The 9105-nt window shown below is 66.2% G+C and carries 14 protein-coding genes; 8 read left to right on the plus strand and 6 right to left on the minus strand.

The window, feature by feature from the left end; all coding sequences use genetic code 11:
- Window positions 1-51 precede the first annotated feature (51 nt).
- The 4 genes from ACFPN9_RS17560 to ACFPN9_RS17575 form a co-directional block, all read right to left on the minus strand.
- Complete coding sequence (locus tag ACFPN9_RS17560; RefSeq protein WP_377817337.1) at window positions 52-462, minus strand: hypothetical protein; 411 nt, start codon at window positions 460-462, stop codon at window positions 52-54.
- Window positions 452-1078: a DUF5343 domain-containing protein gene (locus ACFPN9_RS17565; protein ID WP_156449865.1), complete on the minus strand. Its 627-nt coding sequence runs from the start codon at window positions 1076-1078 to the stop codon at window positions 452-454. The genes ACFPN9_RS17560 and ACFPN9_RS17565 overlap by 11 nt, the downstream gene beginning before the upstream one ends.
- A gap of 111 nt (window positions 1079-1189) precedes the next feature.
- Window positions 1190-1468, minus strand: a complete 279-nt coding sequence (locus ACFPN9_RS17570; protein WP_068072117.1) for a hypothetical protein — start codon at window positions 1466-1468, stop codon at window positions 1190-1192.
- Between the two features lie 153 nt (window positions 1469-1621).
- A complete protein-coding gene (locus tag ACFPN9_RS17575; RefSeq protein ID WP_156449864.1) occupies window positions 1622-1984 on the minus strand; it encodes a hypothetical protein in 363 nt (120 codons plus the stop codon).
- Between the two features lie 267 nt (window positions 1985-2251).
- Between ACFPN9_RS17575 and ACFPN9_RS17580 the strand changes: the two genes are divergently transcribed.
- The gene (locus tag ACFPN9_RS17580; RefSeq protein WP_066719044.1) at window positions 2252-2842 is read left to right on the plus strand and encodes an NnrU family protein; all 591 of its coding nucleotides are present in this window, start codon (window positions 2252-2254) and stop codon (window positions 2840-2842) included.
- 30 nt (window positions 2843-2872) lie between these two features.
- Here the strand turns inward: ACFPN9_RS17580 and ACFPN9_RS17585 are convergent, their stop codons facing one another.
- On the minus strand, window positions 2873-3025 hold the full coding sequence (locus ACFPN9_RS17585; RefSeq protein WP_156446488.1) for a hypothetical protein: 153 nt from the start codon (window positions 3023-3025) through the stop codon (window positions 2873-2875).
- Between the two features lie 208 nt (window positions 3026-3233).
- Between ACFPN9_RS17585 and ACFPN9_RS17590 the strand changes: the two genes are divergently transcribed.
- Complete coding sequence (locus ACFPN9_RS17590) at window positions 3234-3476, plus strand: hypothetical protein (RefSeq protein ID WP_066719051.1); 243 nt, start codon at window positions 3234-3236, stop codon at window positions 3474-3476.
- A 70-nt stretch (window positions 3477-3546) separates the two neighbouring features.
- Here the strand turns inward: ACFPN9_RS17590 and ACFPN9_RS17595 are convergent, their stop codons facing one another.
- A complete protein-coding gene (locus tag ACFPN9_RS17595; RefSeq protein ID WP_066719054.1) occupies window positions 3547-4230 on the minus strand; it encodes a Spy/CpxP family protein refolding chaperone in 684 nt (227 codons plus the stop codon).
- A gap of 195 nt (window positions 4231-4425) precedes the next feature.
- Here ACFPN9_RS17595 and ACFPN9_RS17600 point away from each other — a divergent pair, with 195 nt between their 5' ends.
- From ACFPN9_RS17600 to ACFPN9_RS17625, 6 genes are all read left to right on the plus strand, one after another.
- The gene (locus ACFPN9_RS17600) at window positions 4426-5424 is read left to right on the plus strand and encodes a P1 family peptidase (protein ID WP_066719057.1); all 999 of its coding nucleotides are present in this window, start codon (window positions 4426-4428) and stop codon (window positions 5422-5424) included.
- Window positions 5425-5456: 32 nt separating this feature from the next.
- Entirely contained in the window at window positions 5457-6245 is a 789-nt protein-coding gene (locus tag ACFPN9_RS17605; protein WP_066719064.1) for an ATP12 family chaperone protein, read from the plus strand.
- A gap of 109 nt (window positions 6246-6354) precedes the next feature.
- On the plus strand, window positions 6355-6957 hold the full coding sequence (locus tag ACFPN9_RS17610; protein WP_066719067.1) for a TetR/AcrR family transcriptional regulator: 603 nt from the start codon (window positions 6355-6357) through the stop codon (window positions 6955-6957).
- Between the two features lie 77 nt (window positions 6958-7034).
- Complete coding sequence (locus ACFPN9_RS17615) at window positions 7035-7967, plus strand: hypothetical protein (protein ID WP_066719070.1); 933 nt, start codon at window positions 7035-7037, stop codon at window positions 7965-7967.
- A 98-nt stretch (window positions 7968-8065) separates the two neighbouring features.
- Window positions 8066-8281, plus strand: a complete 216-nt coding sequence (locus ACFPN9_RS17620) for a hypothetical protein (protein WP_066719072.1) — start codon at window positions 8066-8068, stop codon at window positions 8279-8281.
- A gap of 230 nt (window positions 8282-8511) precedes the next feature.
- Entirely contained in the window at window positions 8512-9105 is a 594-nt protein-coding gene (locus ACFPN9_RS17625; RefSeq protein ID WP_377817348.1) for an invasion associated locus B family protein, read from the plus strand.

Raw genomic sequence — 9105 nt, forward strand, 5'->3', positions numbered from 1 at the left:
GGGCGCCATCGGCCGCATCATCGATCTCTTCCCGCCCGCTGAATGCGCAAACTACTTCAGCGCCGCAGGATACGATGCAACCTGATCGGATTCCGCTCTAACGCCTGCATGAAGCTCCTTCTGTATCCGCTGCTCGACCTCACTTTTTGTGTGGGCGGCCGCTCTGGTTCCGGCCCACCAATCGGCAGTTCCATCCGCTTCTTCAAGTGTCTGATTGACGAGGGCACGAATCGTCCGCTCAAGTGCATAAAAGACCTCATAATGTCGGGCCATACGGGCCGCTTCAGCCCGCGCCGCCGCATCAAGCTGCGGATAATAGTCGCGCTCTTCCGCCTCAACTACAGGTGGGACATGCCCCAGTACAATGTCGTGGGTCCGCTCGATTTGTGACAACTCTCCTGTGACCAACTGGTTGGTCATACCGAAAGCCTTTATCTTGTCGAGAACATCTCTACTGGCCATTCAGAAGATGCTCCCGGAGGCTTCTGAAAATTGCGTTGAAGACTGCCTGATCAGCAGTGGCCGGCAGGTTCAAATTGATCGTGTAGGACAGATTAAGCCCAACACCATCTGCTGACGATGGAGGTGCAAATTGCCGCTTGGGCATCTCGTCGCTCGCGGTGATGTCGATAGCTTGAGGCTTCGAGCGGATACTAAAATCCGCATAAGCCTTCATATAACGGAATACGGTGACAGTTAACCGCGCAACATTGCTATCCGCTGCTGCCCCTGTCACCTGGCAGACTAGGCTATGAAGATCGCTCTCGTTTAGATCGTAGCAAGCTTCATTGATCTCAAATAGTTCCTTGTAACCGTACCTGAGCGCTTCTGCGACGGCAGCACCAGACGTCTGCGCATTCCTAAATCGATGATAGATTTCGGACGGCGTAGCGTCTGAGTTGGCGAAGCCAATGCGCTTAAGAAATGGAGGCAGAGCTGCGCCCGCCCCACCTTTGATCAACAGTTTGTTCTTAACGAAATCGGCAGTGACGCGATCTGGAGTTGCGGCGGTCTTGATCTTCTCAAACGCGTTTTTGATCGAACCCGGCGTTGCCAGGTACGGAAGATTGGCAGCCATAATTCGCTCACCTCCATTTTCGGAAGTCTAAATCACGTAGGCGAGAGCAATATACAAGCAAATGGGAGACAAACTGTTCGGCAAATTCTAATATCCGCGATACGGATATTTCTACGTCCCGTACCGATCGAGGCGTTCTTTGAGATCATCTATCAGATGTAGAAACGCGGATATATTAAATACTCTGGCAAAGCTCTCACCCACATCGTCCGCAACGGAGTGCGCCTCGCGCTGCCGGATCCCCGGCGCCAGCTCCAAAACAGCCGGTTGCTTGCCGTCGAACGCCTCGACGATCGTTAGTTCCGGCGTTCGCGAATCAGTGTAAATTACAAGCCGATATGTCTTGCCATTATTAGCTTTGTAATCTTCTTCCCATAGTTCTTTTATCATCAGCCCTCCTACACCTCCATCCGTGAATCCGGTCAAGGCAGGAGGACGTTTCTACACGACGCTCGCATATTCAACCAAAAAATTCCTCAACCCATCCATTGTCCGCCGCATTACCTTTTCTACGTGCCCCCCTCGCGTCTCCTTTAGGCGCCATCAAGGTGGCTGCCGGGGCCTTGAGTCCTGCCCGATTGACAGCCAACAGAAACCATCCGCCTGCCAGCCAATCACCAAAGAAGCTTGATTGCGGCGGCAATAGAGATGAAGCAAAATATCCACATGATCAATGGGCCCCCGCTCCTTTAAAATAAAATCCGAGACCTTTATTTCAATTTTCCCGATGTTGATCTCTAGTATCACAACTAGACACAAGGCAGCCAGAGCCGCAAACGGCGATCCCACGGTAGCAGCAAAATGGGCGCGAGCCAACTCAATTACCCACGCTTCATAGTAAATTGTGAAAGCGCGCTCAACAAGAACACCGCACCAAACATTGACGACCCAAATATTACCGCCCAACGGGTGATCTTCCTAAGAAGATAATCTTCATTAGAGAACCGATCGGGCGCGAGGGGCGTAGCACGCTTGATCTTCGGTGTCTCAGCAACATCACTTTCGCAATCGTTCATTGCCCCAGTTCACCCGGCTATAACACTAGCGCACGTTGTGCTTTGAAACACTGGCTGTTCGGCGCCCGAAATCAACGTCACATCCGCCCCCACCCAGTTGCAGCCCCCACCCCGCCAGTCCATGGTTGGAACCGCTCCAATCTGAGGCGTTTCCCGCATGCTCGTCCTGATTCTCGGCCTCGTCCTGTTCCTCGGCATGCATGCCGTCACGATGAAGCGCGATAGGCGCGCGCGGCTGATCGAGCGGTTCGGCGCGGGCGGCTACCGGGGGCTGTATTCGGCCGTCTCGATCCTGGGCTTCGGGCTGCTGATCTATGGCTACGGGCTGCAGCGCGCGGCCGGCTACACGGTCGTCTGGGAGCCGCCGGTCTGGACGCGGCATCTGGCGCTCTTGCTCAACCTGCCGATCTTCATCCTGCTCGCCGTCGGCCGGCGGCCCTCCTGGCTGCTGGCGCGCGTCAAGCACCCGATGCTGCTGGCGGTGAAGATCTGGGCCACCGCCCATCTCCTCGCCAATGGCGATCTCGGCAGCCTGCTGCTGTTCGGCGGCTTCCTCGCCTGGGCGGTGATGGCGCGCATCTCGGTCAAGCGCCGTCCGGAGGAGATCGCCCGCGCCGCCGCGATGACGAATGTCGCCTTCGGCCGCCGCGACGTCATCGCGATCGTCGCGGGGCTCGCGCTCTATGTCGTCTTCGCGCTCTGGCTCCACCCGCTGCTGATCGGCGTGCCCGTCATCACCCGCGGCTGAGGCGACAGGCCGCCGGGCGCGACCATCGCCTCACAGATGCGAGCCGACCTCGTCGCGGAACCAGTAGCAGCCGAGCCCCAGGCAGCCGATCAGGATCGACAGCGCATAGGGGCCGAAGAGGCTCGCGACGAAGACGAGGCCGATGAAGCCCCGCATTCCCCAGATCAACCATGGTGTCTTCATGGCCCAACCCTTGTTTCGGTATTGCTGCCAAAACGTAAACGGAAACACGTGAATCGAAGTTGAACGGATAGGGTAAATCGCCGTTTTGGCTTTGTTCCCAGCGCGTTAGGGGTTGAGGCGGATTTGCGGCGGCAGCCATGGAAAAGCCGCTTGCGGCCGTCTGCCGCAGGGGTAACCCTAGGCGTCCCACAAACGGGAATCAGCGACGATGACCAAGACCCTCCTGGCTGCCCTCGCCCTCACCTGCATGACCAGCTTCGCCCAGGCGCAGAGCTGCGCCGTCCAGGCCAGCGACAAGAAGCTGGCCGGCGCCGCCAAGACCAGCTTCCTGACCAAATGCGAGAAGGACGCCACCGCCGCCTGCGACAAGCAGGCCGCCGACAAGAAGCTCGCCGGCGCCGCCAAGACGAGCTTCACCAAGAAATGCGTCACCGATTCGGTCGGCACCTGAGCCCCGCGCCGGCCCATGAAAAAGGGGCGGCTGTCGCGAGCCGCCCCGGTTCTCTGCTTCGCGGGCGGGATCAGCCGCGGCGGTCGCCATAGTCGCCGCGCTCCTCGCGCCAGCGCGGCCCGCGCTCGCCGTCATGATAACCGCGGCCGCCGCGATGGCCCTCCATCCGGTCGTCCATGCCGCCATGCATGCGCTCGTGCATCGCCCGCATCCGGCCGCGGCCCTCGGCCATGGCCTCGCGGAGCGCACGGCGCGCCACCGTCTTCTGCTCGTCGCTGAGAGTCACCCAGAGCGGGCGCACGGCGTCCGCCAGTTCCTTGGAGCGCGCGGCGCGCTCGCTGGCGCGGCCGGACATCATGTCGAGCCGCTCCATGATGTCGGCATGGCGGAAGGTCTCGCGCTGCTCGCGCATCGCCGACCAGCCGGAGCGGCGCTCCTCGGCGCGCTTCTTGATGACGCCCTCGACCGTCTCGAACAGCGGCACCTGCTCGGGCTTGAGCCGCATATCCGTCCGCAGCTTGGCGAGACGCTCGTTGAGCCGCGCCTGCATGCGTTCCGCGCGCTGCTCGCGCCACTCGGCGCGGCGCTCCTCGCGGCTCTCATAGCGGTCGGCACGATCGGGGCGCTCGCTGCGCTCCTGGCGCGGCCCGTCGCGCTCGCCGCCGGCCGGCGGGATCGGAGCCGGCTGCGCGACGGCGAAGCCCGCTGCCAAGGCCGCGATGGAGGAAGCTGCGATCAGGGCGAAGGGTTTCATCAGGATTCTCCCAGAGGTCGACGAAAGGGTATTCGCTCAGCGGGTCTCGAAGCCGGGTCGCGATGGGCCTAAGCTGCGCCCTCCGCGATGTCCTTGCGGTGGCGCAAGCATGAAGAGATCGTAATGTAACGCCGCGCGCCCTCCCGCCGTTCCCCCGGCCGCACATGCTTCGCCCCGCCCTGCTCCGAGCCGCCCATGCGCAACCTGATCACCGATGTCCGCGGCCTCCTCGTCGGTCAGGCGCATGACGCTGACGCCGCGACCGGCGTCACCGTCGCAATGTTCGAGCGCCCGACGGTCGCCTCGGTCGCGATCCTCGGCGGGGCGCCCGGCGTGCGCGACACCGCCCTGCTCGAGCCGGAGATGACGGTCGAGCATGTCGATGCGATCGTGCTCTCCGGCGGCTCGGCCTGGGGTCTGGCGGCGGCCGACGGGGTCATGGCGCATCTGGCGGGCCAGGGCCGCGGCTTCGCGATCGGGCCGCTGCGCGTGCCGATCGTCCCGCAGGCGATCCTGTTCGACCTGCTCACTGGCGGCGCCAAGCCCTGGGCCAAGGGCGGTGAGGAAGCGCCCTATCGCCGGCTGGGCGCAGAAGCCGCAGCCAACGCCGGCGCCGATTTCGCGCTCGGCACGGCCGGCGCCGGCTTTGGTGCCACCACCGCCAATCTCAAGGGCGGGCTCGGCTCGGCCAGCGCCCGCGCCGCCACGGGCCAGATCGTCGGCGCGCTCGTCGCGGTCAATGCGGTCGGCACGGCGACGATCGGCGACGGCCCGCATTTCTGGGCGGCGCCTTACGAGCGCGAGGGCGAGTTCGGCGGGCTGGGCTGGCCGGCCGGCATCCGGCCGGAGGATCTCGGGCTTCGCTTCAAGGGCGGGGCCGGCCAGAACACCACGATCGCTCTCGTCGCGACCGACGCCGTGCTCACCAAGGCGCAGTGCAAGCGCCTCGCGCTCGCCGCCCATGACGGGCTGGCGCGGGCGCTGCGGCCCTCCCATGGCGCGCTCGACGGCGACGTCGTCTTCGCCGCCGCGACCGGCCATAGCGGCGCGCCCTCGGACGCCTTCGCGCTGACGGAGCTCTGCGCCACGGCCGCCGACGTGCTGGCGCGGGCCGTGGCGCGCGGCGTCCATGCCGCCACCGCCCTGCCTTTCGCAGGCGCGCTGCCGGCCTGGCGCGACCGTTTCCGAGGCTGACCGCGCTCCGGCGCCATGCTAGAGGCGCGGCCATGTCGACCGATGATTTCCTCGCCCGCTTCGGCGCCGCCGGCCAGCGCCAGCCCGATCCCGTCGCCGCCGCCCAGAAGGCGATGCGCAACGCCCTGCCGAAGCGCTTCTACGAGAGCGCAGCCGCCATCGAGCGCGACGGGTTGTTCCATGTCGCGCTCGACGGCCGCACCGCGCGCACCCCGGCCCGCAACCCGCTCGCCATCGCCTCGCGCGACGTGGCCGAGGCGCTCGCCGCCGAGTGGCAGGCCCAGGAACAGGTCGTCGACCCGGGCCGGATGCCTCTGACGCGGCTGGTCAATTCGGCGCTGGACGGCGTCGCCGACCAGCAGGACGCCGTGCGAGCCGAGATGGTGCGCTATGCCGGCAGCGACGCGATCTGCTATCGCGCCGGCGAGCCCGAGGCGCTGGTCGCCCGCCAGAACGAGGTCTGGGAGCCGATCCGCCGCGATGTCGAGCAGCGGCTCGGCGCCCGTTTCATCCTCGCAGAAGGCATCGTCTTCGCACCGCAGCCGGCCCCGGCGCTTAAGGCGGTCGAAGACGCCGTCGCGACCATTCCCGCCCCTGTCGCACTCGCCGGCGCCCACAGCGTGATGACCCTCACCGGCTCGGCCCTGCTGATGCTGGCCCTGCATTTCGGCCTGCGCGACGCCGACGCGGTCTGGGAAGCGGCCCATTGCGACGAGGACTACCAGATCGGGATCTGGGGGCAGGATGAGGAAGCGGCCGAGCGTCGCGCCCTGCGACGCGCCGAGTACGATGCCGCCGTTCTGCTGCTGACCCGCGGCTGACGGCCGCGGGCACCGCAGGGCGACGAAGCACCCTTGTGGTTGCGCCCTCGGCGGCCGACACGCTACGGCTTGCCGGGGCGCATTTCACAGACCGCATCTGGATGTTTCAATGGTGACCCGCACGGACCTCGTGACGCGGCTCGAACAGGCCTTTCTAGGCCATGGCTACGAGGGGCTGACGATGACCGCGCTCGCCGATGCCATAGGTCTGACACGCCGCACGCTCTACAACCATTTCAGCAGCAAGGAGGAGGCGTTCCGCTTCCTCATCGAGAGCGTCAACAGCGCCGCCGTCGAGGCCGGGATGGCGGCGGGCCGGGCCGCCCTCGACGCAGCGCAGGACCCTGTGGACGTCTTCGCGGTCACGCTGGACACTCGCTACGGCCACAACCGGCGACGTCTGGCGACATCGCCCCATGCGGTCGAGATCAACGATCAGGCCTTCCGTCGCTGCCGCGACCTGATGATCGTCTCGGCCGAGAGCTTCCATGGCGAGCTGGCCGGCTTGATCGGCGAAATGACGGCCCTTGGCCTTCTGCGGCTTCACGACGGCGTCACGCCTCGCGATCTCGCCCAGCTTCTCGCCGACGGCGCCCGGGGCACCAATCAGAGCCTGCCGCCGGTCGATCCGCAGGGCCTGCACCAGCGCTACACCGCCATGGTGCGGGCGATCCTGCACGGCACGGTTCACGCCGACGTGAACCATAGCTGAAATTCACATATTGCCGTGATCTGTGCCATGTGATCAACGAGACCCCGCGGTGATGTTTGACGTTCCGGGGGGGACGGATGGACGGGGGTTCACTCGAGGTCGAGGGCTATCTGGCCCATCCGCGCTTCGCCGGGCTCGTCAGGGCCCTTGCAGGCGGTTTCCTGGGCGCGCAGCAGGTCGTGCCGCGGCTCGTCACGCAGTTCGCGTCGCAGCAGCGCTGCCTGATCTCGCACGCCGCCCTGGCCTCCTATTTCCGTGGCATGCTCGGCGGCAAACCGGGCATGACCCAGCGCGACTTCGTCGAGAACGCTCTCGCGCATGGCCTGTCGAGCCGCAACACCGCCGCCGCCTTCTTCGCCGAAGCGCTTTATTACGGGCTCATCCGCGTCTGCGGCCCGGACCGGGGGCGCGCGAGCATCGCCGAACCGGCCCCCGAGACGCTGTGGGGCATGTGTGAGTGGTATCGGCTGCATCTGGCTGTGATCGACGGCCTCGACGGCGGCAGCCGCGCCGCCATCATGCAATCCGGCGGCATCACGCTGCTCGCCGCCGTCGAACCGGTGGTGGCCGATGCGCTGCTGGCCTCGCCGCTGATCCGCAACCCGCCATCGACCTATGCGGTCTTCGCCTCGGTCGACGAGGGCGGCAGCCTGATGGACCGGCTGATCGCCGGCTCCGACCCCACCGCCGACCTCGAGGAGCGCGCCGTCACCGACGTGACCTCCGTCTCCGCGCTGGCCAAGCCCTTCAACATCTCGCGCACCCATGCCGGCCGCACGCTCGCCGGCGCCATCGCGCTCGGCGCCATCGGCTGGACCGGTGTTCCGGGCCGCTCGCCACTCTGGCTGTCGCGCGCCTTCCGCGAGGATTACGCGCGGGTCCAGGCCACCAAGCTCGTGATCATCGCGGCCGCCTTCGATGCGGCCACTGCCGGAGCGGGCGTCGGCTCCGGCCTTCGCGCCATGCCGGCGCCCCCCGCCCAATTCGAGGGCGTGCGCCCGGCCTGGTAGCCGCGACGGGACAGCGCTCGGCCGCGGAGGCGAGCCTCGCGATCGGCGCGCGTCTCGACGCCCTGCCCGCCTGCAAGGTTCGGCTGACCCTCTTCGCGGTGCTGACGCTCGGGCTCTTCGCCGATATGGCCGAGGTCGCGCTCGGCAATGCTCTGGCGGCCGTCTTCCAGAGCCCAACTGACCCGCCCGACATCGCCGTTTTCACGGCCGCGATCTTCACGGGCGGCGCCGTCGCTGCGCCGCTCGTCGGGCTGTTGGGCGACCACGCGGCGAGCACGTTCCTCGCAAATCATGACGTTAGGTCAGGCATGTAAACCATTTGCTGACCATTTTTGACCGGTGCATTGCACAGCTCTGTCGCCTCTGAGAAAGCTTCTTCCGCTCGAACGATCCGAAACGGCTTCAAAACGTCGCTTGCCCGCTTCTTTCCGCCGAAACGGCGCCAGGAAGGTCGGGGCGGACCAGAGGCCCACCGGTGTCGGCACGGGATCGCGTCGCGATCGAGGGGGTGGGTGGTATGGCTGGACGATCGACCGCATGGCGGGTGGCAGGTTTGGCGGCGTCTTTCGCCCTCGCTTCGGCGGCGCAGGCGCTCGCGCAAGCCCCCGCGTCCCGGCCAGCGGGCCCGGCTGCGCCGTCTCCCGCCGCGCCGAACGGTGCCGCGCCGGCTGCGGTCCGCTCAGAGCCCAGCGTCACCACGGCGAGCTTCGGCGACTGGACGCTGCGCTGCCAGCGCATCGAGGGCTCCCGCGCCCAGCGCGTCTGCGAGGTGGCGCAGGTGCTGCAGGCTCAGGGGCAACAGGCTCCGCTGGCGCAGATCGCGATCGGCCGGCTCTCCGCCGGCGACCCGCTGCGCGTCACGGCCGTGATGCCGGTCAGCGTCAGCTTCCCGAGCAGCGTCCAGATCGCGTTCGGCGAGAAGGAGGCCCAGCCGCTCGATCTGCCCTGGCGGCGCTGCCTGCCGACGGGCTGCTTCGCCGACGCCGTCCTGCCCGATGAGGCGGCGAAGCTCTGGCGCAAGGCCAATGAGGCGGGTCGGATCGTCTTCCGGGATGCCGCCGGCCGCGACCTCGTCCTGCCGCTCTCGACACGCGGGCTCGATCCCGCGCTCGATGCGCTGGCGCGCGAGAAGCTCTGA

This window comes from Allobosea massiliensis (assembly GCF_042655245.1).
GTDB lineage: Bacteria > Pseudomonadota > Alphaproteobacteria > Rhizobiales > Beijerinckiaceae > Allobosea > Allobosea massiliensis.

Bases quoted from the DNA above. Each gene is read 5' to 3' on its own strand.
- ACFPN9_RS17615 (WP_066719070.1), top strand. From the start codon at position 7,035: ATGGACGGGGGTTCACTCGAGGTCGAGGGCTATCTGGCCCATCCGCGC.
- ACFPN9_RS17565 (WP_156449865.1), bottom strand. From the start codon at position 1,078: ATGGCTGCCAATCTTCCGTACCTGGCAACGCCGGGTTCGATCAAAAAC.
- ACFPN9_RS17560 (WP_377817337.1), bottom strand. From the start codon at position 462: ATGGCCAGTAGAGATGTTCTCGACAAGATAAAGGCTTTCGGTATGACC.
- ACFPN9_RS17605 (WP_066719064.1), top strand. From the start codon at position 5,457: ATGTCGACCGATGATTTCCTCGCCCGCTTCGGCGCCGCCGGCCAGCGC.
- ACFPN9_RS17570 (WP_068072117.1), bottom strand. From the start codon at position 1,468: ATGATAAAAGAACTATGGGAAGAAGATTACAAAGCTAATAATGGCAAG.
- ACFPN9_RS17590 (WP_066719051.1), top strand. From the start codon at position 3,234: ATGACCAAGACCCTCCTGGCTGCCCTCGCCCTCACCTGCATGACCAGC.
- ACFPN9_RS17585 (WP_156446488.1), bottom strand. From the start codon at position 3,025: ATGAAGACACCATGGTTGATCTGGGGAATGCGGGGCTTCATCGGCCTC.
- ACFPN9_RS17580 (WP_066719044.1), top strand. From the start codon at position 2,252: ATGCTCGTCCTGATTCTCGGCCTCGTCCTGTTCCTCGGCATGCATGCC.
- ACFPN9_RS17610 (WP_066719067.1), top strand. From the start codon at position 6,355: ATGGTGACCCGCACGGACCTCGTGACGCGGCTCGAACAGGCCTTTCTA.
- ACFPN9_RS17600 (WP_066719057.1), top strand. From the start codon at position 4,426: ATGCGCAACCTGATCACCGATGTCCGCGGCCTCCTCGTCGGTCAGGCG.
- ACFPN9_RS17595 (WP_066719054.1), bottom strand. From the start codon at position 4,230: ATGAAACCCTTCGCCCTGATCGCAGCTTCCTCCATCGCGGCCTTGGCA.